At 67.4% G+C, this 25536-nt stretch carries 28 protein-coding genes; 12 read left to right on the top strand and 16 right to left on the bottom strand.

The features are described from left to right. Positions 1-8 precede the first annotated feature (8 nt). Genes xseA through MHEC_RS05865 form a run of 3 tightly spaced genes read left to right on the top strand, consistent with a single transcriptional unit; the run spans position 9 to position 2646 of the window. Complete coding sequence (gene xseA / locus MHEC_RS05875; protein ID WP_372507335.1) at positions 9-1250, top strand: exodeoxyribonuclease VII large subunit; 1242 nt, start codon at positions 9-11, stop codon at positions 1248-1250. Next, positions 1240-1473, top strand: coding sequence for an exodeoxyribonuclease VII small subunit (locus MHEC_RS05870; RefSeq protein WP_048892572.1), 234 nt, complete (start codon positions 1240-1242; stop codon positions 1471-1473). The genes xseA and MHEC_RS05870 overlap by 11 nt, the downstream gene beginning before the upstream one ends. Positions 1474-1524: 51 nt before the next feature. Further along, on the top strand, positions 1525-2646 hold the full coding sequence (locus tag MHEC_RS05865) for a 3-beta-hydroxysteroid dehydrogenase (RefSeq protein WP_071700224.1): 1122 nt from the start codon (positions 1525-1527) through the stop codon (positions 2644-2646). Positions 2647-2649: 3 nt separating this feature from the next. On the opposite strand, the gene MHEC_RS05860 is transcribed toward MHEC_RS05865, so the two are convergent. Next, positions 2650-3174 (bottom strand): 2'-5' RNA ligase family protein, encoded by a 525-nt coding sequence (locus tag MHEC_RS05860; protein ID WP_048892570.1) that lies wholly within the window; start codon positions 3172-3174, stop codon positions 2650-2652. A 3-nt stretch (positions 3175-3177) separates the two neighbouring features. Next, positions 3178-3456 carry a DUF1876 domain-containing protein gene (locus MHEC_RS05855; protein ID WP_048892569.1) on the bottom strand — a complete coding sequence of 93 codons (279 nt, stop codon included), beginning with the start codon at positions 3454-3456 and terminating at the stop codon, positions 3178-3180. Positions 3457-3495: 39 nt separating this feature from the next. Between MHEC_RS05855 and MHEC_RS24680 the strand changes: the two genes are divergently transcribed. Together MHEC_RS24680 and MHEC_RS05850 are read left to right on the top strand one after the other, a co-directional pair. Then, the gene (locus tag MHEC_RS24680) at positions 3496-3630 is read left to right on the top strand and encodes a hypothetical protein (protein WP_264016441.1); all 135 of its coding nucleotides are present in this window, start codon (positions 3496-3498) and stop codon (positions 3628-3630) included. Further along, on the top strand, positions 3627-4460 hold the full coding sequence (locus MHEC_RS05850) for an SDR family NAD(P)-dependent oxidoreductase (RefSeq protein WP_048892568.1): 834 nt from the start codon (positions 3627-3629) through the stop codon (positions 4458-4460). The genes MHEC_RS24680 and MHEC_RS05850 overlap by 4 nt, the downstream gene beginning before the upstream one ends. On the opposite strand, the gene MHEC_RS05845 is transcribed toward MHEC_RS05850, so the two are convergent. After that, entirely contained in the window at positions 4441-5238 is a 798-nt protein-coding gene (locus MHEC_RS05845; RefSeq protein WP_071700225.1) for a dienelactone hydrolase family protein, read from the bottom strand. The genes MHEC_RS05850 and MHEC_RS05845 overlap by 20 nt on opposite strands. Positions 5239-5251: 13 nt before the next feature. Beyond that, complete coding sequence (locus MHEC_RS05840) at positions 5252-5887, bottom strand: DUF4245 domain-containing protein (RefSeq protein ID WP_048892566.1); 636 nt, start codon at positions 5885-5887, stop codon at positions 5252-5254. 54 nt (positions 5888-5941) lie between these two features. Here MHEC_RS05840 and glpX point away from each other — a divergent pair, with 54 nt between their 5' ends. After that, entirely contained in the window at positions 5942-7033 is a 1092-nt protein-coding gene (gene glpX, locus MHEC_RS05835; protein ID WP_071700226.1) for a class II fructose-bisphosphatase, read from the top strand. A 25-nt stretch (positions 7034-7058) separates the two neighbouring features. After that, a complete protein-coding gene (locus tag MHEC_RS05830) occupies positions 7059-8468 on the top strand; it encodes a class II fumarate hydratase (RefSeq protein WP_048892565.1) in 1410 nt (469 codons plus the stop codon). Between the two features lie 94 nt (positions 8469-8562). Here MHEC_RS05830 and MHEC_RS05825 read toward each other — a convergent pair whose 3' ends face one another. From MHEC_RS05825 to MHEC_RS05805, 5 genes are all read right to left on the bottom strand, one after another. Further along, complete coding sequence (locus MHEC_RS05825; protein ID WP_071700227.1) at positions 8563-9444, bottom strand: polysaccharide deacetylase family protein; 882 nt, start codon at positions 9442-9444, stop codon at positions 8563-8565. Between the two features lie 25 nt (positions 9445-9469). Beyond that, positions 9470-10795: a PhoH family protein gene (locus MHEC_RS05820; RefSeq protein WP_048892563.1), complete on the bottom strand. Its 1326-nt coding sequence runs from the start codon at positions 10793-10795 to the stop codon at positions 9470-9472. A 193-nt stretch (positions 10796-10988) separates the two neighbouring features. Continuing rightward, positions 10989-11816 carry an acyl-ACP desaturase gene (locus MHEC_RS05815; protein ID WP_048892562.1) on the bottom strand — a complete coding sequence of 276 codons (828 nt, stop codon included), beginning with the start codon at positions 11814-11816 and terminating at the stop codon, positions 10989-10991. Between the two features lie 52 nt (positions 11817-11868). Then, positions 11869-13149 (bottom strand): serine hydroxymethyltransferase, encoded by a 1281-nt coding sequence (glyA, locus tag MHEC_RS05810; RefSeq protein WP_048892561.1) that lies wholly within the window; start codon positions 13147-13149, stop codon positions 11869-11871. A 93-nt stretch (positions 13150-13242) separates the two neighbouring features. Further along, the gene (locus tag MHEC_RS05805) at positions 13243-14712 is read right to left on the bottom strand and encodes a glycine hydroxymethyltransferase (RefSeq protein ID WP_071700228.1); all 1470 of its coding nucleotides are present in this window, start codon (positions 14710-14712) and stop codon (positions 13243-13245) included. 101 nt (positions 14713-14813) lie between these two features. On the opposite strand from MHEC_RS05805, the gene coaA reads away from it, so the two are divergent. Then, positions 14814-15752 (top strand): type I pantothenate kinase, encoded by a 939-nt coding sequence (coaA, locus tag MHEC_RS05800; RefSeq protein WP_071700229.1) that lies wholly within the window; start codon positions 14814-14816, stop codon positions 15750-15752. Positions 15753-15804: 52 nt separating this feature from the next. Here coaA and MHEC_RS05795 read toward each other — a convergent pair whose 3' ends face one another. From MHEC_RS05795 to MHEC_RS05785, 3 genes are all read right to left on the bottom strand, one after another. Beyond that, the gene (locus MHEC_RS05795; RefSeq protein WP_071700230.1) at positions 15805-16224 is read right to left on the bottom strand and encodes a hypothetical protein; all 420 of its coding nucleotides are present in this window, start codon (positions 16222-16224) and stop codon (positions 15805-15807) included. Between the two features lie 140 nt (positions 16225-16364). Further along, positions 16365-17720 carry a hypothetical protein gene (locus MHEC_RS05790; RefSeq protein WP_071700231.1) on the bottom strand — a complete coding sequence of 452 codons (1356 nt, stop codon included), beginning with the start codon at positions 17718-17720 and terminating at the stop codon, positions 16365-16367. 314 nt (positions 17721-18034) lie between these two features. Further along, entirely contained in the window at positions 18035-18823 is a 789-nt protein-coding gene (locus tag MHEC_RS05785) for a (2Z,6E)-farnesyl diphosphate synthase (protein WP_048892556.1), read from the bottom strand. Between the two features lie 128 nt (positions 18824-18951). On the opposite strand from MHEC_RS05785, the gene trhA reads away from it, so the two are divergent. Beyond that, on the top strand, positions 18952-19677 hold the full coding sequence (gene trhA / locus MHEC_RS05780) for a PAQR family membrane homeostasis protein TrhA (protein WP_235434904.1): 726 nt from the start codon (positions 18952-18954) through the stop codon (positions 19675-19677). 79 nt (positions 19678-19756) lie between these two features. Here the strand turns inward: trhA and MHEC_RS05775 are convergent, their stop codons facing one another. Genes MHEC_RS05775 through mca form a run of 4 tightly spaced genes read right to left on the bottom strand, consistent with a single transcriptional unit; the run spans position 19757 to position 23294 of the window. Next, positions 19757-20128: a nuclear transport factor 2 family protein gene (locus MHEC_RS05775; protein ID WP_048892555.1), complete on the bottom strand. Its 372-nt coding sequence runs from the start codon at positions 20126-20128 to the stop codon at positions 19757-19759. Positions 20129-20139: 11 nt separating this feature from the next. Continuing rightward, the gene (locus tag MHEC_RS05770; RefSeq protein WP_048892554.1) at positions 20140-22134 is read right to left on the bottom strand and encodes a thioredoxin domain-containing protein; all 1995 of its coding nucleotides are present in this window, start codon (positions 22132-22134) and stop codon (positions 20140-20142) included. A gap of 9 nt (positions 22135-22143) precedes the next feature. After that, complete coding sequence (locus MHEC_RS05765; protein WP_048892553.1) at positions 22144-22425, bottom strand: hypothetical protein; 282 nt, start codon at positions 22423-22425, stop codon at positions 22144-22146. Further along, entirely contained in the window at positions 22425-23294 is an 870-nt protein-coding gene (gene mca / locus MHEC_RS05760) for a mycothiol conjugate amidase Mca (RefSeq protein ID WP_048892552.1), read from the bottom strand. Before mca ends, MHEC_RS05765 begins: the two co-directional genes overlap by 1 nt. A gap of 111 nt (positions 23295-23405) precedes the next feature. Here mca and MHEC_RS05755 point away from each other — a divergent pair, with 111 nt between their 5' ends. The 3 genes from MHEC_RS05755 (at position 23406) to MHEC_RS05745 (ending at position 25276) form a co-directional block, all read left to right on the top strand. After that, positions 23406-23840 carry a DUF4307 domain-containing protein gene (locus MHEC_RS05755; RefSeq protein ID WP_048892551.1) on the top strand — a complete coding sequence of 145 codons (435 nt, stop codon included), beginning with the start codon at positions 23406-23408 and terminating at the stop codon, positions 23838-23840. 240 nt (positions 23841-24080) lie between these two features. Continuing rightward, on the top strand, positions 24081-24572 hold the full coding sequence (gene greA / locus MHEC_RS05750) for a transcription elongation factor GreA (protein WP_003920572.1): 492 nt from the start codon (positions 24081-24083) through the stop codon (positions 24570-24572). A 41-nt stretch (positions 24573-24613) separates the two neighbouring features. Then, positions 24614-25276, top strand: coding sequence for a GPP34 family phosphoprotein (locus MHEC_RS05745; RefSeq protein WP_048892550.1), 663 nt, complete (start codon positions 24614-24616; stop codon positions 25274-25276). Positions 25277-25536: the final 260 nt, after the last annotated feature.

Here is a 25536-nt window from a genome sequence, read left to right as displayed (position 1 = left end):
CCCGAGCGGTGCCGGCTCAACCGGCGAATTCTCCCGAGAACCCGTTTCCGGTGCGCGCGGTGGCCGTGCGGATCGCGGGTTGGATCGACAAGCTGGGCGTGGTCTGGGTAGAGGGGCAATTGACCCAGATCAACATCCGGCCCGAGTCCAAGACGGTGTTCATGGTGCTGCGCGACCCGGCCGCCGACATGTCGCTGAGCGTGACCTGTCCGCGGGACCTGGTGCTGGGTGCCCCCGTCAAACTCGCGGAAGGTACCCAGGTGGTGGTATGCGGCAAGCCCACGTTTCATACCGCACGCGGCACATTGTCGTTGCGGCTCAGCGAGATTCGCGCTGTCGGCATTGGCGAGCTGCTGGCACGCATCGAGCGGCTACGCAGGTTGTTGGACGCAGAGGGCCTCTTCGACCCGCGCCTGAAACGACCGATTCCGTTCCTGCCCAACATGATCGGGCTCATTACCGGTCGGGCCAGCGCCGCCGAACACGACGTGACCACGGTGGCCGCCGCCCGCTGGCCCGCCGTGCGGTTCGCGGTGCGCAACACCGCTGTCCAGGGACCCAATGCCGTTCCGCAGATCGTCGAGGCGCTGCGCGAATTGGACGCCGACCCGGACGTCGACGTCATCGTCCTCGCCCGTGGCGGCGGCAGTGTGGAGGACTTGCTGCCGTTCTCCGACGAGACGCTGTGCCGCGCGATCGCCGCATGCCGCACCCCGGTGGTGAGCGCGGTCGGGCACGAGCCCGACAACCCGCTGTGCGACCTGGTCGCCGACCTGCGCGCCGCCACCCCTACCGACGCGGCCAAGAAGATAGTTCCGGATACCGCCGCCGAGCAGGCGTTGATTGTCGACCTGCGTCGGCGTAGCGCTCAAGCGCTGCGCAACTGGGTGTCCCGCGAACAACGCGCGCTGGCCCAGCTGCGTAGCCGCCCGGTCCTGGCCGAGCCGCTGACGACGCTGCGAGCCCGCGCAGAGGAAATCCACCGCGCTCGGTCGGCGATTCGCCGCGACGTCACTCGGCTGGCCGACGCGGAAACCGAACGCATCGGCCACCTGGCTGCCCGGCTGGGCGCGCTGGGCCCGGCGGCCACTCTGGCCCGTGGCTACGCGGTGGTGCAGACGATCCCATCGTCCGGACCGGCGACGATACTGCGGTCGGTTGCCGACGCCCCGGCCGGCACCCAGCTTCGGGTGCGGGTGTCCGACGGCGCCGTCGCGGCCACCAGTGAGGGGCCCACCGATGGCCGCTGAGAACGACGATGCTAAGCCCATTAGTGAGCTCGGGTACGAAGAATGCCGGGATGAGCTGATCGACGTCGTGCGGCTGCTCGAACAAGGCGGACTGAGCCTAGAGGAGTCGCTGGCTCTGTGGGAAAGAGGAGAAAAGCTCGCTAAACGCTGTGAGGAGCACTTAGCTGGCGCTCGTAAGCGCATCGAGGACGCGCTCGGCACCGGCGAGGCCGAGGGAACTTGATCGCGACGGTATTTTGGGCGCTGCTACTCGAAACTGAAACACGTTTCAGTTATGCTCGTCGGCATGGGTGATCCTTCGCTGACCACTGAACTCGGCCGTGTGCTGGTCACCGGTGGCTCCGGCTTCGTCGGGGCCAACCTGGTGACGACGCTGCTCGCCCGCGGCTACCGGGTGCGCTCCTTCGACCGGGTACCGTCACCGCTGCCCGAGCATCCCGGGCTTGAGGTGCTCCAAGGCGACATCTGTGACACCGGCATCGTCGCCGCCGCGGTCGACGGCATCGACACGGTATTTCACACCGCGGCGCTCATCGAGCTGCTGGGCGGCGCATCGGTGACCGACGAATACCGGCGGCGCAGCTTCGCGGTCAATGTCGGGGGGACCGAGAACCTGGTGCGCGCCGCCCAGCGAGTGGGCGTGAAACGGCTGGTCTACACCTCGTCCAACAGCGTGGTGATGGGCGGTAAGCGCATCGCCGGGGGCGACGAGACGCTGCCCTACACCGACCGGTTCCATGACCTCTACACCGAGACGAAAGTGATCGCTGAGCGATTTGTGTTGTCGCAGAACGGTGTTGGCGGCATGCTGACCTGTGCGATCCGGCCCAGTGGTATCTGGGGGCGCGGCGACCAGACGATGTTCCGCAAGATCTTCGAGAGCATGGCGGCGGGCCACGTGAAGGTGCTGATCGGGCGTAAGACCGTCAAGCTGGATAACTCTTACATTGACAACCTGATTCACGGGTTCATCCTCGCCGCCGAACATCTGGTGCCGGGCGGCACCGCGCCTGGTCAGGCCTATTTCATCAACGACGGCGAACCCGTCAACATGTTCGAGTTCACCCGGCCGGTCATCGAAGCGTGCGGGCAGCGCTGGCCGCGGCTGCGAGTGTCCGGTGCCGTGGTCCGCACGGTGATGTCGATGTGGCAGCGGCTGCATTTTCGGTTCGGCCTGCCCCGGCCGCCACTGGAACCGCTTGCGGTGGAACGGCTTTATTTGGACAACTATTTTTCGATCGCCAAGGCGCAGCGAGAGCTCGGTTACCGGCCGCTGTTGACCACCAAGCAGGCGATGGCCGACTGCCTGCCCTACTACGTCCAATTGTTCGAAACCTTGAAAGCCACCGCCAAGCACCACGCGGCGTCGGCTGTGACAATGCCGGCCCACGCGTAGCAATCACGGCAGCGCCGGCAGCGCGTGGATTTCGCCCGTCGCGCTATTGACCAGTGCGGCACGGTCAAGCCGGGCATGCAGTGGCAGCACGTCGAGCACCGCACCAACGACCACGGGCAGCTGCGCCAACATCGCGCGCGGGGCAAGTGAACAATGTGGCAGCCAGGTCCCGGGCACGTAGTGCTTGTGCAGTTCGGCTCCGGTAGCGCTGACCGCCGCTACGACGCGTTCCTGCCGCGCCACGAAATCGGCGCCCACACCGGCGACCAACCATATCCGGCCGCGCCGGAACAGCCCCACTCCGTCGAAGCACAGCTCCACCGGCGAGCCGTCGGCAATTGCTTCCAGTGCGGCGGTGACCGCCGTCTGGTCCCAGCTGCGCAGCACCGCGTAGGAGACATGCGGCACGTGCCGTCCGTGGGTGTGTGAGCGCAGGCTCGGCACCCCCTGCTGCTCGATGCGATCCCACAGCGCCCGGATCGCGCGCTCCGAGGGTCGGTCGAACAGCAGGCAGACGGCCAGGGCCACGGATCACCGATACAGGTGGACCGGCTGGTGGGTAGTCTGTTCAATCCGCCGTGACGCGCTCTGCAGCAGCTCGGTGCCCAGCGCGATCAACCCACGGGCAGCGGCGATCTGCTCCCCGATCGTCGGCTGGCTTGCATCCTTCGGATGGCGGTACGCGTCACCGGCGGTGGTGATGGTCTCGCCGTCACCGAGTTGGGCACGCACGGTCGCGTGCGTGTGGGTGTCGTCCTCGTCGAACTCGATGTCGACATGCCAGTTGGTGTCCAGGTCGCGGTCATACATTGCAATCACCTTCTCTTCTGCCAAGCTAACCGTGAACCGGTGACGCGCAAGCCGCACCCGTACCATCGCTACCCAGCGATCCCCACCCGGCAGGAGACAAACATGACCGACCGCAACGCCGTCGACGTGGCAACGGCGACGCTGTCATCCATGAAACTGGCGGAGCAGCAATGAGTTTCACCGGAAAGCAGGCGATCGTCACCGGCGCCGGCTCGGGCATAGGGGCGGCACTGTGCCGGGCGCTGGTCGCCGCCGGTGCCGACGTCGTCTGCACCGACATCGACGCCACCGCCGCCGCCCGCACCGCCGGAAACGCCACCGGCCCCGGAACCGCCCGCTCGGCCGCGGTCGACGTGACCGACGCCGCCGCAGTACAGGGCGTCGTCGACGAGGTGGTGGCCCGCGCCGGGCGCCTGGATCTGATGTTCAACAACGCAGGCATCGCCTGGGGCGGTGACACCGAACTGCTGACGCTTCAGCAGTGGAATGCGATCATCGACGTGAACATCCGCGGCGTGGTGCACGGCGTGGCCGCCGCCTATCCGGTGATGCTGCGCCAGGGCCACGGCCACATCGTCAACACCGCCTCGATGGCCGGGCTGACCGCGGCCGGGCAGATCACCAGCTACGTGATGACCAAGCATGCGGTGGTGGGGCTCTCGCTGGCGCTGCGCTCGGAGGCGATCCCGCGCGGGGTGGGTGTGCTGGCCATCTGCCCGGGCGCCGTGGAGACACCGATCCTGGACAAGGGTGCGCTCGGCGGGTTCGTCGGCCGCGACTACTACCTGCGCGGCCAGGGCGTCAAGACGGCCTACGACCCCGACCGGCTGGCCCGCGACACGCTGCGGGCGATCGAGCGCAACAAAGCACTGCTGGTGGTGCCGAAACGGGCGCATGCCACGTGGCTGGCCGCGCGGCTGGCACCTGGTCTGCTGCAACGGTTTTCGATCCGATTCGTCGAGCGCCAACGCGCTCGCCAGGCGGCTAGAACAAACGCTGGGTGAGAAACTCCACAACCCGCTTGCGGGCCTCGTAAGCCGGGTGACCGTCGGTCTCACGGACCTCATCGGTCAGCACCGAATGCGCCGTCCGGCTAAAGCCGTATTCGTTGCCCGGCCCGGAGTCGATCTCGATCACCTCGAAAGCGTCGCCAAGGCGGTCTTTGAGCGTTTGGAAGCGTTCGCGCGGCACCAGCTTGTCCTCGCTGAACCGTAATCCCATGGCGCACAAGCCCTCATTGGCGGCACGCTCCGCGACGACGTCGAGTTCATGCTCGCTGACCCCGGGATCGCGCCGTTGGGCGCGAGTGATCGGAAACGGCACCGATGGCTGGCTGAGCACCGGCGCCAGCACGCTGTCGTCGACGGCGGCGGCCAGCGCGAAGCCGCCGGTGAAGCACTGGCCGATCACCCCGACGCCCTTGCCCGGGGTCGCCGCGTTGAGGTCGCGGGCCAGCGCCCGCAGGAATACCGCCACCGGGCGCTGTTTGTTGGTGGCAAACGCCGCGAATTCCCTTGCCACACAAACACGAGCCATGACCGGAAGTGCGTAGCCGACCGAGACAGGCCGACCCGGCGTACCGAACAAGGACGGGATCGCGACACTGAAGTTGTTGTCCACCAAGTGATTTCCCAGAGCCAGCACACCCGGATGGATGCCGGGTATCTCAGGAATCAGCACCACGCCGGGGCCCTCGCCCTTGCGGTAGACGTCATGGGTGTAGCCGGCGCCGGTGAACGGCGCGGCCGACCACCCGGTGAGGTCGGCTTCGGGTGCGGTCATCGACGGGTCCTCGCTATCGGCTCGCCGGCAGCGGCGGTTGCGACTGAGTTGCCACCGCCAGCGTACGGAACTGATCGCTGCTTCCGGCACCCGTTATCGCGAGCTGGGTGCCACCGGTTGCGCTTTCGAGTCGGGTGGTCCACACCGGCTCGGCGGCGTCGCCTTGGTAGACGACCCAGCGGGTGCCGTCGACGTCGACCACGCCGCTGGGGTACAGCGCGGCATGGATCGATCCGACCAGCTTGTCCTCGTCGGCGTTGCTTTGAGTCAGGCTCAGGTACATCCCGGTCGGGCTGATATAGCCGACGGTCGAGGTCGCCGCGTGGGCGGGTTGGCCGCTGGCCGGGTCGATGCGCCCGTTTTCGATCCCGCCGCGGCTGCCAGAGTTGGACCGCCAGCCCTCCGGCAACCGTGGCAACCGGATCGGGAAACCCAGTGCCTGAGCATCGGCCCGCAGCGCGCTGGCGGCATCGTAGGTCGGGACCATGCCCCGGTTAGTGCCGCCGGGCGCGAACGTGCACATCCCGACCAGCCCCGCCAGCAAAATGCACGCCACCGCCAGCGGGGCGATTGACCAGAACATGTCGCGCCCGTCCTGCAACAGCCGTGGCTTGGCCGTCTTGGGCACTGGTGCCGGCGGCGTCGTCACGAATCCAGTATCCCAGCTCCCGGCGAGCGACCCGGTTCTGGGAGAATCAGCACCATGACTCCTCCCGCTGACGCCGCTGCCTCCTCCCCGGAACCCGGTTCGTCGTCGCGGACGCGTCGGCAGCCTTCCCGTCGCGAGGCACCCGACCGCAACCTCGCCCTGGAACTGGTGCGGGTGACCGAGGCCGGCGCCATGGCCGCCGGGCGGTGGGTGGGCCGCGGCGACAAGGAGGGCGGCGACGGCGCGGCCGTCGACGCAATGCGAGAACTGGTGAACTCGGTGTCGATGCGCGGCGTGGTGGTCATCGGCGAAGGCGAGAAAGACCACGCGCCGATGCTGTACAACGGCGAGGAGGTCGGCAACGGCGACGGCCCCGAATGCGATGTCGCCGTCGACCCGATCGACGGCACCCGGCTGATGAGCAACGGCATGCCCAACGCCATCTCGGTGCTGGCGGTGGCCGAGCGCGGAGCGATGTTCGACCCGTCGGCGGTGTACTACATGAACAAGATCGCCGTCGGCCCCGAGGCCGGGCACGTGCTGGACATCACCGCGCCGATCGGCGACAACATCCGCGCGGTCGCCAAGGTCAAGGACCTGTCGGTGCGGGACATGACGGTGTGCATTCTCGACCGTCCCCGTCACCAGCAGCTCATTCACGACGTCCGCGCCACCGGGGCCCGGATCCGGCTGATCACCGACGGCGATGTGGCCGGCGCCATCTCGGCCTGCCGGCCCAACTCGGGCACCGACATGCTGGCCGGGATCGGCGGCACCCCGGAGGGCATCATCGCCGCCGCGGCGATCCGGTGCATGGGCGGCGAGATCCAGGCGCAGCTCGCCCCCCGAGACGACGCCGAACGCCAGAAGGCCATCGACGCCGGCCACGACGTCGACCAGGTGCTGACCACCGAGGACCTGGTTTCGGGTGAGAACGTGTTTTTCTGCGCCACCGGCGTCACCGACGGCGACCTGCTCAAGGGCGTGCGCTACTACCCCGGCGGCTGCACCACCCAGTCGATCGTGATGCGCTCGAAATCCGGCACCGTGCGCATGATCGAGGCCTACCACCGGCTTTCGAAGCTCAACGAATATTCAGCCATCGACTTCACCGGCGATTCCAACGCGCAATATCCCCTGCCCTGACCACGACCAAGCGAGGACGCAACCCATGGCCGACACCGGCGGCGACAACGAGTACCGCATTGAACACGACACCATGGGCGAAGTGCGAGTGCCGGCAAAGGCGCTGTGGCGCGCGCAGACTCAGCGCGCGGTGGAGAACTTCCCGATCTCGGGACGGGGGCTCGAGCGCACCCAGATCCGGGCTTTGGGTCTGCTCAAAGGCGCATGCGCGCAAGTCAACAAGGATCTCGGGCTGCTGGCACCCGAGAAAGCCGACGCGATCATCGCCGCCGCGGCGGAGATCGCCGAGGGCCGTCACGACGACCAGTTCCCCATCGACGTCTTCCAGACCGGGTCGGGCACCAGCTCGAATATGAACACCAACGAGGTAATTGCCTCCATCGCGGCCTTGCGCGGTGTCACAGTGCATCCCAACGACGACGTGAACATGTCGCAGTCGTCCAACGACACGTTTCCGACCGCCACCCACATCGCCGCAACCGAAGCGGCTGTGCGCCAACTCATCCCGGCGCTAGAGGTGCTGCAGGACGCGCTGGCGGCCAAGGCGCGCGAGTGGCGCACGGTGGTGAAATCGGGACGCACGCATCTGATGGACGCCGTTCCGGTGACGCTCGGCCAAGAGTTTTCCGGATACGCCCGCCAGGTCGAGGCAGGCATCGAAAGGGTGCGCGCATGCCTTCCTCGGCTGGGCGAGCTGGCGATCGGCGGCACCGCGGTGGGCACCGGCCTCAACGCGCCGGAAGGTTTTGGCGCCAAGGTTGTCGAGGTGCTGGTCAGCCAGACCGGGCTGGCGGAACTGCGCACGGCGACAAACTCTTTCGAGGCACAGGCAGCGCGCGACGGCCTGGTGGAGGCGTCCGGCGCGCTGCGCACGATCGCGGTCTCGTTGACCAAGATAGCCAACGACATTCGCTGGATGGGCTCTGGCCCGCTGACGGGCCTGGCCGAAATCCAGCTGCCGGATCTACAGCCGGGCAGCTCGATCATGCCTGGCAAAGTGAATCCCGTTATCCCGGAGGCGGTTACCCAGGTGGCTGCTCAAGTGATCGGCAACGACGCCGCGATCGCATGGGGCGGGGCGAATGGCGCCTTCGAACTCAACGTGTACATCCCGATGATGGCCCGCAACATACTCGAGTCGCTTAAGCTGCTGACGAATGTGTCGCGGTTGTTCGCCGAGCGATGCATTGTCGGGTTGTCCGCCAACGTCGAGCGGTTGCGGGAACTCGCCGAGTCGTCACCGTCGATCGTCACCCCGCTGAATTCCGCGATCGGCTACGAAGAAGCCGCCGCGGTAGCCAAGGAAGCGCTCAAGGAACGAAAGACCATCCGGCAGGCCGTCATCGACCGCGGGCTGATCGGCGGCAAGCTGTCGCTCGAGGAACTGGACCGCCGACTCGACGTATTGGCAATGACCAACGTCGACAAGACCTAGCCCAGCACCCCCGCCGGGCGTGAAACTGTTGCGAAATCCGCGGCAATATCGCGCAACAGTTTCACGGTCGTCGCAGCGCGGCGGTGGGCAGGTTCTACGAACCGTTGGTGGGCCCGCCGGAGTTCTGGCCCGGGATATCGGTGATCGGGAAGTTGGGCATCGGCGCGGGCGACAGCGTGGTGGGCAGGGCCGGGATCTGGGCGGCCGGGATGTCGTGCAAATCGTTGGCGGGCGGACCGTTTTCACGGCCGCCGTAACTGCTCCCGGGTGCGCGCGGTCCGAGCATCCGGCTCACCGTCACCATATGGTAGCCGTTGGCTTTGAGCACCGGGATGAATTGGTAGACCAAGTCGACCGTGCTCGAGTAGGTGTCGTGGAACAATACCACCGAGCCAGGTTTGATCTGGGTCATGAGCACCTGCCGTGTTGCGGCCGTGTTGGAGTCGTTGATCCAGTCGTATGGGATGACGTCCCAAAGGATCTCAGCCTGCCCGAGCTGACCGGCAGCGCGGCGCACCGCAGCGTTGGACAACCCGCCTGCGGGCCGGTACAGCGCAGGGGCATGCCCGGTAGCGGATGCGATGACGTCCTTGGCCTTTGCCAGTTGCGGCGAAATGTCTTGGGGTGGAAGCGTCGTCATATTGGGGTGTTCCCAGGTGTGGCTGCCGATCTCCATACCGGCGTCGGCGATGCGTTTGGCACCGGCCGGGTTGGCGGCCACCTTGTTGCCGATCAGAAAAAACGTCGCTTTCGCATCGTTGTCCTTGAGGATTTGCAGCAATCGGTCGGTGTAGGGGCTCGGGCCGTCGTCGAACGTCAGCGCCACACACTTGACCCGCGAACAATCGACGTCGTCGGCGCCGGCGCGCTTGACGTGACCGGTCAGTGCCCCCACGACCAGCACCGCGGCGGCCACGGCGACCCCAAGCACGGTGCGCCAGTATCGCCAGGCCAGGCTGTCGGGTCGTCTCGGCACACTGGCAGCCTATCGAAATGTTCGGTCAGTGCGGCGGTGCGATTTCCTCGAGCATCTCGGTGACCAGCGCGGCAATCGGCGACCGCTCGCTGCGCACCAGCGTGATATGCGCGAACAATGGGTGGCCCTTGAGCTTTTCGATCACCGCCGCCACCCCGTCGTGGCGGCCCACTCGCAGGTTGTCCCGCTGCGCCACGTCGTGGGTCAGCACCACTCGTGACCCTGCGCCCAGCCGCGACAGCACCGTCAGCAGCACGTTGCGCTCCAGCGATTGGGCTTCGTCGACGATCACGAACGAGTCGTGCAGCGAACGTCCCCGGATATGGGTGAGCGGCAGCACCTCAAGCATGCCGCGCGACAGCACCTCGTCCAGCACGGCCGGGCTGGCCAGACCCTCGAGGGTGTCGAACACCGCCTGGGCCCACGGGCCCATCTTCTCGCTTTCGGTGCCGGGTAGATAGCCCAAGTCTTGGCCGCCCACGGCGTACAACGGACGGAACACCACCAGCTTGCGCTGCGTTCGCCGCTCCAACACCGCTTCCAGGCCGGCGCACAGCGCCAACGCCGACTTGCCGGTGCCTGCTTTGCCACCCAGCGACACGATGCCCACCGACTCATCGAGCAGCAGGTCAAGCGCGACCCGCTGCTCAGCGGAGCGGCCGCGCAGCCCAAACACCTCTCGGTCGCCACGGACGAGCTGGACACGTTTGTGGGAGTTGACGCGACCCAGTGCATGCGAGCTGCCGCCTAGCAGCCGAACTCCGGTGTGACAGGGCAAGTCTCGCGCATCCGCCAGGTCGACCTCACCGTCGGTGAACAGTGCGTCGATATCTTCGGCCGCCGTTTCGATCTCGGCCATGCCGGTCCACCCCGAGGTGATGACATCTTGCGCGTGATACTCGTCGGCGGCTAGGCCCACCGCACCGGCTTTGACCCGCAGCGGAATATCCTTGCTGACCAAAGTGACCCGCTTGCCCTCGGCAGCCAGGTTGGCAGCGCAGCTCAAGATTCGCGAGTCGTTGCTGTCGGTGCGGAATCCGGCGGGAAGCACCGCCGGGTCGCTGTGATTGAGCTCGACGTGAAGCGTACCACCTTGTGTCCCAACAGGAATTGGTAAGTCTAGCCGTCCGTGCTCCAGCCGCAGGTCGTCGAATAAGCGCAACGCCTGGCGGGCGAACCAACCCAGCTCATGGTGGTAGCGTTTGGCCTCCAGTTCGCTGATCACGACCAGGGGTACCACGACGTGGTGTTCGGCGAAGCGGGTACACGCCCAGGGGTCAGACAGCAGCACGGAGGTGTCAAGCACATACGTGCGGACGGTGTCCTGTGGAACCGACGAGGAATCAGCCACGGGCGCTCCTGATCACTGGGCAGCAGCCCGCGCGGCCCCGCGTGGGCGTTCGGCGGGGGCCGCGGCGCCAGGACCGGGGCCGGTCCTGCCGGAGTTGTGACACAAGGCGCCGTTCGGACAGCAGAGCATGTCGCTAGCCATCGACTGCGACGCTACTCTGATCGCCGCATGCGCGCCGTGCAGGCGCGCCGGTCTAGCGGATGACGAACTCCTGCAGCTTGGGTTCGCCGACCAGGCCCCATTCGGTAATGCGGTCAGAGATCACCTGCCGCAACTGCTGACGGTCGAAAATTCCGGCCTCGGCGACGTTTCGCACCTTGTCTTGATAGGCGTCGATGTCCGCGCCGACGACGTCGAACTCGGCGGCGCGCGCGGCGATCGCGGCCACCGTTTCGTCACGGGCAAAGGTCAGGCAATGCGCGACCAGATTGGCGAAGTACTCCTCATGGCGCTCTTCGTCCTTGGCGATCCTGCCGATGAGACCGGCCAGCACCGGCTCTTCGACCTGGGCGGCCAAGTTGCGGCAGAACACCGCGTGGGCACGCTCGTAAAACGTCATGTAGACCAAGGTTTCGACTTGGCTGTAGTGGTCGGCGCGGTAACCCTTCATCACATGTTCGACGCGGACCTGCTCGTTGGCGGCCGGATCGACTTCGCGTGTGACCACGAGGTATTCGCGCAATGCGATCGCATGCAGATGCTCCTCGGCGGTCCACCGGCCCAGCCAGCGACCCCATTCCTCTTCGAGGATGAAGTGCTCGACGAGTTCACGGTGATGCCCGGCCAGGTTGTCCTTGGTGATCAACAGGATTTCGCAGGCGTCGGTGATCACCCGCGGCAACGTGGCCTGCGACGGGTCCCAGTCACGCCCGCCGAGCAGTGCGAAGTTCTCGCCTTGCTCGAACGGCACGTAATCGTGCGCAAACCACAGGTCTTCGGTGTCGAGGTGGCGTTCCAGGTTCTCGGCCACCACCGGAAGCAGTTCAAGCGTCAGCGCATTAGGTACAGGTTTCTGTGCCATGAAGTAACTGTAACTCGGGTTACGGGTTTCGTGAAATCGGGTGGGCCCAGTCCTACGAGTCGACCAGCTTCCAGTCTTCCAAGCCCTCGTAGAGCGGGAACTCCCGGGCCAGGCGGGTCACGCGCCGGCGCAGCGCCGGCACGTCGGCCGAGGCGCCGGTGGCCAGGGCGGTGGCGATGATGTCGGCAACCTCGGTGAACTCGGTGTCACCGAATCCGCGGGTGGCCAGCGCCGAGGTTCCTACCCGCAGCCCTGAGGTCACCATTGGCGGACGCGGATCGTTGGGCACGGCGTTGCGGTTGACGGTGATGCCGACGTCGTGCAGCAGGTCCTCGGCCATCTTGCCGTCCAGGGGCGAATCGCGCAGGTCGACCAGCACGAGATGCACGTCGGTGCCGCCGCTGACCACCGATACGCCGGCCGCGGCGACGTCGGGGGCCCCCAACCGTTCGGCGACGATCCGTGCGCCCGACAGCGTGCGCTGCTGCCGTTCGGCGAACTCCGGTGTACCGGCGATCTTGAACGTGACGGCCTTGGCGGCCACCGCCTGCAGCAGCGGCCCGCCCTGCTGGCCGGGAAACACCGCGGAGTTGATCGCTTTGGCGAACTCTTGCTTGCCCAGGATCAGCCCGGACCGGGCCCCGCCCAGCGTCTTGTGCACGGTGGTGGAGACCACGTGCGCGTGCGGCACCGGCGAGGGGTGCAGGCCGGCCGCCACCAGCCCGGCGAAGTGGGCCATGTCCACCCACAGCTTGGCGCCGACCTCATCGGCGATGGACCGGAATGCGGCGAAGTCCAGCGTGCGCGGGTAGGCCGACCAGCCGGCGATGAGCACCTCGGGCCGAAACTCACGCGCTCGCGCGCGCACCGCGTCCATGTCGATCAGGTGTGTCACCGGATCGACGCCGTAGAACCCGGTCTGGTAGAGCTTGCCGGAGAAGTTCAGCCGCATCCCGTGGGTCAAATGCCCGCCGTTGGCCAGGTCCAGGCCCAGGAGCCGCTCCCCCGGCGTCATCAGGGCGTGCAGGATCGCGGCGTTGGCCTGCGCACCCGAATGCGGTTGCACATTGGCGAATTCGGCCCCGAACAGCGCCTTGGCGCGGTCGCGGGCAATGTTTTCCACCACGTCGACGTATTCGCAGCCGCCGTAGTAGCGCCGGCCTGGCAGCCCCTCGGCGTATTTGTTGGTCAGCACACTGCCCTGGGCCTGCAGCACCGAGCGCGGCGCGAAATTCTCCGAGGCGATCATTTCCAGGGTGCCGCGCTGGCGGCCCAGTTCCTTGCCCAGCAGATCGGCGATCTCAGGGTCGACCTCGGCCAACGGAGCCGACATTACGGAGGTGGCGGTGTCAGGAGCGGCAGTCACGCAGGCCAGTCTGACATGCGGAGCCGGCGAATTGGGGGTTACGTCGGCCCGTTCGCGGGCCTACAACGCCAGCCCGGGATAGAGCGGATTGGCGGCCAGCAGCTCGGCGGCCGAGGCGCGCACCCGCTCGGCGGTGCCGTCGGCCAGAGTGTACTTCGCCTTCGACGAGCCCTGCGGCGTCGTATTGGTCAGCACGTCGGTCACCAGCTCGGCGACCCGGTCGAAGTCGGCGGTCCCAAAGCCGCGGGTGGTCAGCGCGGGGGTGCCGAACCGGATGCCGCTGGTGTACCACGCGCCGTTGGGATCTGCGGGGATGGAGTTGCGGTTGGTGACGACGCCGGCGTCCAGCAGGGCCGATTCGGCCTGCCGTCCGGTCAGCCCGAATGACGTGACGTCCAGCAGCACGATGTGGTTGTCGGTGCCGCCGGTGACCAGCCGGGCACCGCGCCGCAGGAACCCCTCGGCGAGGGCTTGGGCATTGTCGGCGACCCGCTGGGCGTAGCTGCCAAACGCTGGCCGGCGGGCCTCGGCCAGCGCCACCGCCTTGGCGGCCATGACGTGCGGCAGCGGCCCGCCCAGCACCATCGGGCAGCCCCTGTCGACGGCGTCCGCGTACTCCGGCTGCGCCAGAATCAGGCCGCCGCGTGGTCCGCGCAACGACTTGTGCGTGGTCGTGGTGGTGACGTGCGCGTGCGGCACGGGGTCCTCGTCGCCGGTGAACACCTTGCCGGCCACCAGCCCGGCGAAGTGGGCCATGTCGACCATCAGTGTGGCCCCGACCTCGTCGGCGATCTCCCGCATCGTGGCGAAGTTGATCCGGCGCGGGTAGGCGGAGTACCCGGCGACCAGGATCAATGGCTTGAATTCCCGTGCGGCCGCGGCGACCGCGTCGTAGTCCAGCAGCCCGGTCTCCGGGTCGGTGCCATAGCTGCGTTGAAAAAACATCTTGCCGGAGATGTTCGGCCGGAAACCGTGGGTGAGGTGGCCGCCGGCGTCCAGCGACATCCCCAGCAGCCGCTGGCCGCCGAGCTTGTGCCGCAGCGTTTCCCAGTCCGCTTCGGAGAGGTCGTTGACATGCTTGACGCCGGACTCGGCCAGGGCCGGCGCTTCGACACGGGTAGCCAGGATCGCCCAGTAGGCAACGAGATTGGCGTCGATGCCCGAGTGCGGCTGGACGTAGGCGTATGGCGCGCCGAATAACTCGCGGGCATGCTCGGCGGCCACACTCTCGACGGTGTCGACGTTTTGGCAGCCGGCATAGAAGCGGTGGCCGACGGTGCCCTCGGCGTACTTGTCGGACAACCAACTGCCCATGGCCAGCAGCACCGCGGGCGAGGCGTAGTTCTCGCTGGCGATCAGCTTGAGCGAATCACGTTGATCGGCAAGCTCTTTGCGTGTCGCAGCGGCGATCCGGGGTTCGACGGACTCGAGGACCTGCAACGCGGCGCGGTAGGCGGCGCTGGCGGTATCGGCGTACTCGGCGCCAAGCGGTGGTGCTGGGGTGGCGGTTCCGATCGAGTCAGCTGGCATGCAGCCGAACCTACTCTGTCCGCGACAGCCGTTGCGCTCGGCCGCGCTATCCGGTCGCCCCTGCCGCTGCGGGCACGACGGCGGCTGCAAGACTGACAGTTATGCCGCGGCTGAGCGAGCCGAGCCCGTATGTGGAGTTCGACCGAAGTCAGTGGCGTGCGCTGCGCATGTCGACGCCGCTGAAGCTTACCGAGGAAGAGCTGGTCAAGCTGCGCGGTCTCGGGGAGAAGCTCGATCTGCTCGAAGTTGAGGAGGTCTACCTGCCGCTGGCCCGGCTGATCCACCTTCAGGTCGCCGCCCGACAACGCCTGTTCGCCGCCACCGCAGAATTCCTCGGCGAGCCTCAGCAAAACCCTGATCGGCCGGTGCCGTTCATCATCGGGGTGGCCGGCAGCGTCGCGGTCGGCAAATCGACCACCGCCCGGGTGCTGCAGGCGCTGCTGGCGCGCTGGGAGCATCACCCTCAGGTGGACTTGGTGACCACCGACGGCTTCCTCTACCCCAACGCCGAACTGGAACGGCGAAACCTCATGCACCGCAAGGGTTTCCCGGAGAGCTACGACCGTCGTGCGCTGATGCGCTTCGTCACGTCGGTCAAGTCCGGTGCGGAGTACGCCTGCGCGCCGGTGTATTCGCACCTGCTTTACGACATCGTCCCGGGTGCCAAGCAGGTGGTCCGCCATCCCGACATCTTGATCCTGGAGGGCCTCAACGTCCTGCAGACCGGACCCACCCTGATGGTGTCGGACCTGTTCGACTTTTCGTTGTACGTGGATGCACGCATCGAAGACATCGAGCAGTGGTACATCTCGCGTTTCCTGGCGATGCGGACCACGGCGTTCGCGAACCCGGCGTCTCATTTCCACCACTACGCGCGGCTCAACGACCAGCAGGCCATCGCCGCCGCCCGGGAAATCTGGCGTTCGATCAACCGGCCCAATCTGGTTGAGAACATCCTGCCCACCCGGCCGCGGGCCACGCTGGTGCTCCGCAAGGACGCCGATCACTCCATCAACCGGCTCCGGCTGCGCAAGCTGTAGGCGATGCGGCAGGCCGCCGGCCGGGGCCGGCCCGGCCCCGGCGGGCGGGAACTCAGGCCGGCAGCCGGCGCACTCCCACATACTGCAGGATCGCGAAGAACGCGGTGTAGACGCCGCTGCCCAGGGTGGCGGCGGCACCGAACGCGGTCAACGGCAGCCAGCCGGCGGCCACCACAGCGATCGCCGCCAGCGTGTACGCGATGTTGGCGACGACCACGCCGACGCCGGCGCGCCGCAGGTCGGGCAGCGCAGCGAGGCTGAAGACAATCAGGCCGCAGAGCACGAAGCCCGCACCCATCGCGTATTCGGCGGCGGAGCTGAGCCCGCTCAGCGAGGAGAGCGGATCGGCAGCCGCCGCGACGATCAGCCCGGCGAGCCCGGTCAGGGTGGCGTCGACACGCATCGCGAAGCGCAATAACGAATCGGTCGAGTCGTACAGGGGCCGCGTGTGCAGGGAAGAGACAGCGGTCATGTCAAAGCTCCTTGGGACGTCGGTTGGGGGGACACGGTTGAGCTTGCGGTCTAGTCGCTGCCAGATCGACACATGACACTGCCAAGCACTGCCATGCGCAAGTCAACCTATGTTGAATAGGGCGGTATTCCCGGCCCGGTTCAGTTCCTAGTGCCGACCGGCACCCGACCGCGCAGATCGGCGGCGATCAGCCTGGCCGCTGCGTTCTGCCAGTTGTGCAGCGAGCGCTGGGGCACCTCGGTGACCAGCCACTGCCACGCCCGCCGGGCCGTGGGGTCCAGTCCGGCCGCGGTGGCGTTCTGCGCGTAGGCGCGCACACCGACCACGTACGGGAAATACAGCGAGTTGTAGTGCCGCCACTGCTCAGTGGTGCCGAAATCGCCGCCGTCACGGGGTTTGAGCCGGGCGATGTGCTCGGCCAGCAGGGCCCTGAGCTCGTTGGCCCGCTCCAGCGGCTGGTCGGGCGCGCCGCGGGCGGCCAACCGCTCGTCGATGACGGGCAGCGCGGTCAGCGGGCTGGCCACCAGCTTCGACAAGTCGCCGTAGTGGGCGAGGGCGCGCCGGGTGAGCCGGGCGAACGTGTCGTCGTCGATGTCGTCGAGCGGATCAGCGGAGCGCAGCGGCAGTGCCGCCTCGGTGCGGCGCAACGTGGCCCGGTCGGCGCGCAGCGTCGGCGACTGCCAGAACGCCATCCGGTCGAGCAGCCCCGCCAGCGGGTCAGCAAGCACTTGCACGTCGATTGCGATTGCCAAGCTGGTGAACAGCAGCACCGTCAGCGCAGTCTGCTGGCCGGTCAACGCGATGCCGATCAGCACCTGACCACCGAACAGCGCTGCCGCGACGACGCTGCCGGCGAACGAGCGCAGCATGTCGGCGCGCAGCGCCTGGCCCTCGTCGAAGGCATCCCAAAGGGCAACAGCAAAGCCGAGCGCCAGCACGTCGCATCCGGTCGACGCGAGCGCCAGCCAGCTGGGCACCAACCCCAGCGGAATGATCAGGATCGCGTTGCCCAGTGCGAAAAACAGCGTCGCGACGACGACCAGCCCCGCCACCGGCATCGGCTGGGCGGGCCGTACCAGGGCCTTGGCCATCGCCCCGAGTGTGGAAAGCGATATCACTGCGAACATCACCCAATGGCCAGGCCGGAGCGGCCCGTCGACGCTACCCGCCATCGCCGCGCCGACCAGGGTCAGCGCCGCGACGCCGCCCACCAAGGACAGCTCGCTTGTGCGGGCCCGCCAGCTGTCGCACGGCCTGCCCAGCTCGACGAGCACCGCGAACCATGCGACGCCGGGAACAGCCGCCAGGTAGATCTCGACCTGGCTGAGAAGGCCGCTGTGGGCCACCAGGCGGATCGCGTCCAACGCGACCACCGCTGCGAATCCGCACAGCCCGGTGGCCGCCAACACGAGTACGGGCTTGCGCGGGTCACGCGCTAGCAGATACGCCCCCAGCCACCAGCTCAGCGCGAACACCGCGGCCGACAGCGCAGCCATGGATCAAGTCTGGCACGGCCCACCGTCGTGCCATCGTGTCGATCGAGGCGCGGCGTCGGGCGGATCCGGTTCTGCGTCACGCCATCGACGAGCAGCGCCGCCCGCGGCGCCCTCCCCAGTCGGCGAGCGGCCCGGACATGGTGGCGACGATCGCGCCCGCGACACTTCAGAAGGCCAGGTCGGCAAGAATCGGCCGTCAGTGCGGGTCGTCGGTTCGCTGTGACTTTGGCAAACTAATTCGCCTGTCATGTGCCGATTGCGGCCGCGAGCAGTGCCAACTGCAGGCACGGCACTGCCAAACTGCCACCACCGCCTTACCTGCCGTAACGGCGATGACGCAGGCTGTAGTCGCGCAGCGCGCGCAGGAAGTCGACCCGGCGAAACGCCGGCCAATACGCCTCGGTGAACCACATCTCGGAGTAGGCGCTTTGCCACAACAGAAATCCCGACAGCCGCTGCTCCCCGGATGTGCGGATGACCAGGTCAGGGTCGGGTTGTCCAGAGGTGTAAAGGTTTTCGGAAATGGCCTCGACCGTGACCGCGTCGATCAGTTCCTCCGCGGTGGCTCCGTTGGCCAGCTCCTTGCTCAGCAGCGCGCGCACCGCGTCGACGATCTCTTGGCGCCCGCCGTAGGCGACCGCGACGTTGACGTGAAACCCACTGTTCGGACGGGTGGAGTCGACGGCTTCGCGCAGCCGACGTGCCGTTTCCTCACCGACCAGCCCCAGGTCGCCCACGGTGCGCACACTCCAGCGGTTGACGGGCGCGCAGATCTCCTCGACGACGTCGGTGATGATCTCGATGAGAGCGGCGAGCTCCTCCGGATCGCGTTGCAGGTTCTCGGTGGACAACAGGTAGACGGTGGCCATCTCGATGCCGGCTTCTTGGCACCAGCGCAGCATCTCAGCGACCTTGGCCGCGCCCATCCGGTAGCCGTAGCTCACGTCGTCGTAGCCCGCGCTGCGCGCCCAGCGCCGGTTACCGTCGCACAACACGGCGATGTGGCGGGGCAGCGCGGATTTGGATGCCGCCAGGCCCTGCCGCAAGCGCAACTCGTAGAGCCGGTACAGCGGTTCCTTAAGGCGCGGCGGAATAATCTCCACGAGGCTCAAGACTAGTGCGGTCGCCAAGAATTACCCGCGATCTTGGCGCGCGGCACCCCGGGGTTCATCGATCTGCGCATTACTGTGGCTACAAGCATGGCAGCGACCTTGATGAGACGGGAAGGGAGATGAGGGCTTCGACCGGCGTGCGCGATCCCGCTGCTTCCGGCCCGGGCGCCGGGGCCGCGGATCTCGTCGAAGGCGCAGTCAACGTCCTGGTCAAGCCGCGGTTCCGGGGCTGGATCCACGTCCACGCCGCGGTGGTGGCCATCGTCGCGGGTGCCACCCTGGTCGCGGTGTCGTGGCCGTTGGCGGGCGCTGCGGCCGGGCTGGCGACGCTGACGTACACCGCGGCCATCGTGGCGATGTTCGCGGTCAGCGCCACCTACCACCGCATTCACTGGAAATCGGTGACCGCCCGGATATGGATGCGACGGCTCGACCATTCGATGATCTTCGTGTTCATCGCCGGCAGCTATACACCGTTCGCGGTGTGTGCCATGCCCGCCCGGGAAGGGCAGCTGGTGCTCGGGATGGTGTGGGGCGGCGCGCTGGCCGGGATCGCCCTGAAGGTGTGTTGGCCGACGGCGCCGCGCTGGGTCGGTGTGCCGCTGTATCTGCTGCTGAGCTGGGTGGCGATCTGGTTCATCGGCCCGATCCTGCACGGCGCCGGGGTGGCCGCGATGGTGCTGCTCGTCGTCGGCGGGGTGATCTATAGCCTCGGCGGCCTGTTCTACGGGCTGCGCTGGCCCGATCCGTGGCCGACGACGTTCGGCTACCACGAATTCTTCCACGCCTGCACCGCGTTGGCGGCGATCTGCCACTACATCGCAATGTGGTTCGCGGTCTTCTAGCCCGCGAACCCCTGTGGCGAGCAGACGCAGAATCGCCCAAATCCCGCGGGATTTGGGCGATTCTGCGTCTGCTCGCCAGCTAAAGCTGGGTGACGTTGTCCGCGGACCAGTAGGCCTTCATCGCGGTGACCTTGCCGTCGTCGTTGACCACCATCACGTCGATCGGTTCGATGACCATCCCGCCGTCGCCCGATTTCACCGTGAGCCGGAACTGAAACGCCGCCTCGTTGCCCGCGATTCGCAACGACACCAATTCGCAGTCCCGTTCGGCGCCCTCGACCGCCGAATAGAACCCACGGATGGCCTGCCGACCGATGTGCACCTCGCCGCCGACGGGATCTTCGACGGTGGCGTCGTCGGCGTAGAGGTCGGCGATATCGTCGGCGCTGCCCTTGGCGACCAGGCTGATGTAGCGGTTGACGGTGTCGGCGATGACTTCAGCACTCGGCATGACAGGTCAGGTTACCGTGCCAATGCGGCGGCCAGCTCCTCGGTGGTGGTGACCGGCAGGTCGCAGACCCGGCCCCGGCACACATAGGCCGCATCGGCGCCGTCGACCCGGTCCCGGCCGGTCAAGAGTTCCGACGAGTTCGCTTGCCCGCCAACCACGATCGCCCCGCCCGGTGCCAGCCGGCGCGCGTCGGCCAACAACGAGGACCGCGACGCGTCACACGCCACCGCGATCTGCAGCGGTCCCCGCACGGCGGACTCGGCGACCGCCAGCCAATGCCCAGCCGAGCGCGGCACGCGGGCCAGCAGCGGGGAATGCGCCCGCAGTGCGTCGGCCGCGGCCTGCCCATAACGCTCGGCGCGGTCACCACCGACCAGGTGCGCGGCGGTCAGCAGCGCTTCGGTGATCAACGATGCGCCCGACGGCGTCGCACCATCGGTCGGGTCGGCAGGACGCATCATCAGCTGCTCGGCGTCGTCGGCGCTGTCGAACCACCGGCCCGGCCGGTCGGGGTCGGCGAAGTGCGCCAACGCAATGTCCAGTAGTTCGGTAGCCGCCGCCAGCCACGCCGGCTCCCCGGTCAACTGGTAGAGCGTCAGCAGCCCGGTCGCCAGCGCGGCATGGTCTTCGAGAATGGCCGCACTCTCGCCGACCTGCCCGCCCAGGCTGGCCCGTCGCAGCCGCCCGTCGACGAGGTGCAGCCCGAGCAGCGCCGCCGCGCATCGCCGGGCCGCCTCGGCCAACCCCGGATCACCCAGCGCCACACTGGCTTCGGCTAACGCGGTGATCGCAAGCCCATTCCAGGCTGTGACAACCTTGTCGTCGCGGTCCGGTTGGGGCCGGGTCGAACGCGCGGCCAGCAGTGCGGCGCGGATCCGCTCGAAGCGGTCGGTGTCGTCGGGATCGGCCGGCAGCTGCAGCACCGAGGCCCCGGCCTCGAACGTGCCCGCCTCGGTGATACCGAAAACCGCAGCGGCCCAGTGTCCGTCGTCGTCGCTAAGGACTTCGCGCAGCTGCGCCGGCGTCCACACGTAAGTCGAGCCCTCGCGGCCGGCCGCATCGGCGTCGAGTGATGACGTGAACATATCGGCGTCGGCCAGCGCATCGAGCATGAACCGGGCCGTCTCGCGGGAAATCCGTTGCGCCAGCGGGTTGGCGGTGCGCCGCGCCCAATGCGCGTAAACTCGCAGCAGCAGCGCGTTGTCGTACAACATCTTCTCGAAATGCGGTACCACCCAAGCGTTGTCGACACTGTATCGAGCGAAACCACCGGCTAGCTGGTCGTAGATGCCCCCGCGGGCCATCGCAGTGCAGGTGCGCTCTACCGCCTGCAGCGCTGCCGGCGAACCGGTTCGCTCGTGATGCCGCAGTAACGCCTCCAGCAGCGCCGACGGCGGGAATTTCGGTGCACCGCCGAACCCGCCGTGCACGGTGTCCTCGTCGCGCAGCACGGCGGCGACGGCGTGATCACACAGTTGCGGCGCCACCTGCGGGCCGGCCGCGGGCAGTCCCGAAGACATCGCGCGCAGCTCGCGCGCGATGTGTGCTGCGGCCTGCTCGACTTCGTCACGGCGGTCGCGCCAAGTGGCTGACACTGCGGAAAGCAGTTGTAAGAAAGCGTGTTTCGGGTAGTAGGTGCCGCAGAAGAACGGCCTGCCGTCCGGGGTGAGGAAACACGTCATCGGCCAGCCGCCCTGCCCGGTGAGCGCGACGGTGGCGTTCATGTAGACGGCGTCGATGTCAGGCCGCTCCTCGCGGTCGACCTTGATGCAGACAAATCTGGCGTTCATCGCGGCGGCCACCTCGTCGTCCTCGAACGACTCGTGGGCCATCACATGACACCAGTGACAGGCCGCGTAGCCCACCGAGAGCAGGATCGGCACGTCGCGCTCGGCGGCTTCGGCAAGAGCCTGCGGCGTCCACTGCTGCCAGTGCACCGGGTTGTCGGCGTGCTGGCGCAGATAGGGGCTGGCGGCGCCGGCCAGGGTGTTGGCCGCAGGACTCATCGTCGGGTCCTAACCGTCGGGCCCACGGGGCGCTCGCTCGTGATCCGTCGGCCGGTCGAGATCGAGCGTTCCTTCATCGGCGGCCCGGTCGGGCTCGGCGTCGTTTCGGTCGAACGATTCTGGCACCTTCTTGAGTTGCCGGTTCATCGACCGGATCAAAAACACCGTGGCCAGCAGCAACAGCACGATGACCAGCAGGCCCATCGGGCTGGCCTTGCCGAAATCCGGGCCGGTGTGACGGGGTGCGTCGTCGGCCAGCACCGTGATCGCGGAAAGCCATACTTCGGACATCACTCGGCCTCGATTCCGGCGAACAGATCCGTTTCGGGAAGGCTGACCGGCACCCGGGAGCGGGCCAGCTCGAACTCCTCGGTCGGCCACAGCCGCTGCTGCCATTCGATCGGCGCGGCGAAGAAGTCGGCGTTGGGGTCGATCTGGGTGGCGTGGGCCCGCAGCGCGTCGTCGCGATGGCTGAAGTATGCCGAGCACTCCACTCGGGTCGTGACCCGGTCAGCGAACACGTCGTGCTTGGCATCCCACAGCGCCAGCCATTTCTCGAATGGCCCGTTTTGGCCATGCCTGGTGAATTCGTCCTGCAGCACCTGCATCCGTTGCCGCAGGAACCCGTGGACGTAGTAGAGCTTGGACACCGTCCACGGCTCCCCGGCGTGGCGGAAGCGCGCGTAATCTCCGGCCGCCTCATACGCGGCGACCGATACCTGGTGACAACGGATGTGGTCGGGATGCGGGTAGCCGCCGTTCTCGTCGTAGGTGATCATCACGTGCGGGCGGAAATCCCGCACCACGCGTACCAGCGCCTCGGTAGAGACGTCCAGCGGCACCCGCGCAAAGCAGTCCTCGGGCAGTGGGGGCGGCAGTTCGCCCTTGGGCAGACCGGAGTCGACGAAACCGAGCCAGGTGTGCTCGACGCCGAGGATCTCGGCGGCCTTGGCCATCTCGTCTCGGCGGATTTCGGCGATGCGCCCATGCACTTCGGGCAGATCCATGGCGGGGTTGAGGATCTCGCCGCGTTCGCCCCCGGTCAGCGTCACCACCAGCACACGATGACCCTCGTCTGCGTAGCGAGCAAGGGTCGCGGCGCCTTTGCTGGATTCGTCGTCGGGGTGGGCGTGCACCGCCATCAATCGCAGTTCGCTCACCTGCTCCCTGTCTGTCCGCTGTTCGGCTGAGGTGCCCCTATAGTTCCAGTTCTAATCGTTCCATCCCCGCCACCCGGCCCCGAAACCCGACCAGGAGACTGCCGCACCGACATGAACGACGGCCGCATCCCGCGTCCGCAGACCCGCTATGGGCGTCCCCGGCTGACCGGCTGGTCGCGCCGCGGTGTCGTCATCGCGCTGGCATCGTTGGTGGTCGCGGCCGGCGTCCTCATCGCGGTCATCGGTTATCAGCGGCTGGCCAACCGCGACGTGACCGGCACGCTGGTCGGCTACCGCCTGATCGACGACGAGACGGTGGCGGTGACGATCAACGTGAGGCGCTCGGACCCGTCGCGTCGGGCCGATTGCATCGTGCGGGCACGGTCGAAGGACGGCAGCGAGACGGGCCGGCGCGAAGTGCTGATCCCGCCGTCGGACCGGGACACGGTGCAGGTGACGGCGATCGTGAAATCCTTCCGGCCGCCGGCAATGGGCGACATCTACGGCTGCGGCACCGATGTGCCCAGCTATCTGCGGCCCGCGTAAGCACACGGCTGTTGCCGCACCGGAGCAAAAGCGGTGGCCGTCCAAAGCTGACTAGCGAAAGCCGTGGCGGTGGTATCATGTCCGGGTACACGGTTCCCACTGGGACCGTGTATTGCTGCATTAGCGCGACATACGCGGCACGGCGCGGCGCACGCGCGGTGAAGCCCCATGCGCGGCAGCGAACCGAAAGCCTTGCCCACGCGAATATCGTGGAAACGACGACACAAGGAGCGCGACGAGATGACGGACACTCAGGTGACCTGGTTGACCCAGGAGTCACATGACCGGCTCAAGGCCGAGCTCGACCAACTGATCGCGAACCGTCCGGTCATCGCCGCAGAAATCAACGCCCGCCGCGAGGAGGGCGACCTCAGCGAGAACGGCGGATATCACGCCGCTCGCGAGGAGCAGGGGCAGCAAGAGGCCCGCATCCGTCAGCTGCAGGACCTGCTGAGCAACGCCAAGGTCGAAGCGCCCACCCAATCCGGCGTGGCGCTGCCCGGCTCGGTGGTAAAGGTCTACTACAACGACGACGAGTCCGACACCGAGACCTTTCTGATCGCCACCCGGCAGGAGGGACTTAACGACGGCAAGCTCGAGGTGTACTCGCCGAATTCGCCGCTGGGCGCTGCCCTCCTCAACGCAAAGGTCGGCGAGAGCCGGACCTACAAGGTGCCCAACGGCAACACCGTCAAGGTGACATTGGTCAGCGCGGAGCCGTACCGCGCCTAGAGCTAACCGGGGTCGGGAAACCGGGCGGTATCGGGTCCGCCATGGCGAAGATCGCCGAGGATTTGTTGCTGCTGCTGCTCGACAATGCGTCGGGACAGCCGGCGTTGGATCGGACACGGCGCGGACGGCTGCTGGCCGCCGCGGTGCTGCTGGATCTGGCCTACGCGTGCCGGATTCGCCCGGCGGTCGACGGGGACCCGGTACAAACTCGACGACTGTTGGTACTGACCGGCCCCGACCCGGGTGATCCGGCCGTCGCGCCGGCGCTGCGGTTGTTGCTGCGCCGGCCCCTTAGCCCCGCGGCGGCGATAGCCAAACTGCGCCGCGAAACCCCGGCCCTTGTTCTCTCGCAGCTCGAACGCGGCGGTCACGTGCAACGGGTCCAGTTGTACGCCAAGGGATTCAAGCCGGCTTATGGCTGGCGGCTGACTGACCGGCACCGGGTTTCGCAAACGCGTGCGGCTATGACGGCGGCGCTATTCGACCGACTGTGTCCCGATCCGGCGGCGGCGACGATCATCTCGCTGCTGCACGCCATCGGCGGGCTGGGCGCAGTGTTCAGCCTCGACGACCGCGGCTGGGATTGGGTCCTCAGCCGTGCCGGCGATATCGCCAGCGGCTGCTGGGTAAACGAATCCGAGCCCGGCCTGCCCGAGGTCAACCTGGCCGTGACAACGGCGGCGATCCGCCCCGCGTTGACGTGACGCCGGCGCCCGCCGGCCCGGCGCTGGTCCGGCAGCGCACGTCACGCTTTGATAGGTAGTTCGTTTTGTCAGCCAGGCAGGGGAAGCAGGTGCCGCGGCTGTCGCCGGGCGCCCGCTTCCGGTTGACCGAATCGTCCCGGTTGGCGAGCCTGTCGAGGTTGTCGACGCGGGTGTCAAGTCTGGTATTCGCGGGTTGGTTACCGCAGGACGGACTGTTCTGCTGGAGTGGATCGCGGATCTAGAGGTCGAGCGTCATCACG

It is taken from the genome of Mycobacterium heckeshornense (assembly GCF_016592155.1).
Taxonomy (GTDB): Bacteria; Actinomycetota; Actinomycetes; order Mycobacteriales; family Mycobacteriaceae; genus Mycobacterium; species Mycobacterium heckeshornense.
The sequence above is the reverse complement of the archived record's forward strand: the minus strand, read 5'-3'. Positions and strand labels throughout refer to the sequence as shown.

What these genes read in the sequence shown, in the direction of transcription:
- trhA (WP_235434904.1), top strand. Translation starts at nt 18,952, where the DNA reads ATGAGGGCTTCGACCGGCGTGCGCGATCCCGCTGCTTCCGGCCCGGGC.
- MHEC_RS05815 (WP_048892562.1), bottom strand. Translation starts at nt 11,816, where the DNA reads ATGGCACAGAAACCTGTACCTAATGCGCTGACGCTTGAACTGCTTCCG.
- MHEC_RS05745 (WP_048892550.1), top strand. Translation starts at nt 24,614, where the DNA reads ATGGCGAAGATCGCCGAGGATTTGTTGCTGCTGCTGCTCGACAATGCG.
- MHEC_RS05790 (WP_071700231.1), bottom strand. Translation starts at nt 17,720, where the DNA reads ATGGCTGCGCTGTCGGCCGCGGTGTTCGCGCTGAGCTGGTGGCTGGGG.
- MHEC_RS05870 (WP_048892572.1), top strand. Translation starts at nt 1,240, where the DNA reads ATGGCCGCTGAGAACGACGATGCTAAGCCCATTAGTGAGCTCGGGTAC.
- MHEC_RS05850 (WP_048892568.1), top strand. Translation starts at nt 3,627, where the DNA reads ATGAGTTTCACCGGAAAGCAGGCGATCGTCACCGGCGCCGGCTCGGGC.
- glyA (WP_048892561.1), bottom strand. Translation starts at nt 13,149, where the DNA reads ATGTCGGCTCCGTTGGCCGAGGTCGACCCTGAGATCGCCGATCTGCTG.
- MHEC_RS05770 (WP_048892554.1), bottom strand. Translation starts at nt 22,134, where the DNA reads ATGAGTCCTGCGGCCAACACCCTGGCCGGCGCCGCCAGCCCCTATCTG.
- MHEC_RS05805 (WP_071700228.1), bottom strand. Translation starts at nt 14,712, where the DNA reads ATGCCAGCTGACTCGATCGGAACCGCCACCCCAGCACCACCGCTTGGC.
- glpX (WP_071700226.1), top strand. Translation starts at nt 5,942, where the DNA reads ATGACTCCTCCCGCTGACGCCGCTGCCTCCTCCCCGGAACCCGGTTCG.
- greA (WP_003920572.1), top strand. Translation starts at nt 24,081, where the DNA reads ATGACGGACACTCAGGTGACCTGGTTGACCCAGGAGTCACATGACCGG.
- MHEC_RS05865 (WP_071700224.1), top strand. Translation starts at nt 1,525, where the DNA reads ATGCTCGTCGGCATGGGTGATCCTTCGCTGACCACTGAACTCGGCCGT.
- MHEC_RS05845 (WP_071700225.1), bottom strand. Translation starts at nt 5,238, where the DNA reads ATGACCGCACCCGAAGCCGACCTCACCGGGTGGTCGGCCGCGCCGTTC.
- MHEC_RS05775 (WP_048892555.1), bottom strand. Translation starts at nt 20,128, where the DNA reads ATGCCGAGTGCTGAAGTCATCGCCGACACCGTCAACCGCTACATCAGC.
- coaA (WP_071700229.1), top strand. Translation starts at nt 14,814, where the DNA reads ATGCCGCGGCTGAGCGAGCCGAGCCCGTATGTGGAGTTCGACCGAAGT.
- MHEC_RS05795 (WP_071700230.1), bottom strand. Translation starts at nt 16,224, where the DNA reads ATGACCGCTGTCTCTTCCCTGCACACGCGGCCCCTGTACGACTCGACC.
- MHEC_RS05765 (WP_048892553.1), bottom strand. Translation starts at nt 22,425, where the DNA reads ATGTCCGAAGTATGGCTTTCCGCGATCACGGTGCTGGCCGACGACGCA.
- MHEC_RS05855 (WP_048892569.1), bottom strand. Translation starts at nt 3,456, where the DNA reads ATGTATGACCGCGACCTGGACACCAACTGGCATGTCGACATCGAGTTC.
- MHEC_RS05830 (WP_048892565.1), top strand. Translation starts at nt 7,059, where the DNA reads ATGGCCGACACCGGCGGCGACAACGAGTACCGCATTGAACACGACACC.
- MHEC_RS05755 (WP_048892551.1), top strand. Translation starts at nt 23,406, where the DNA reads ATGAACGACGGCCGCATCCCGCGTCCGCAGACCCGCTATGGGCGTCCC.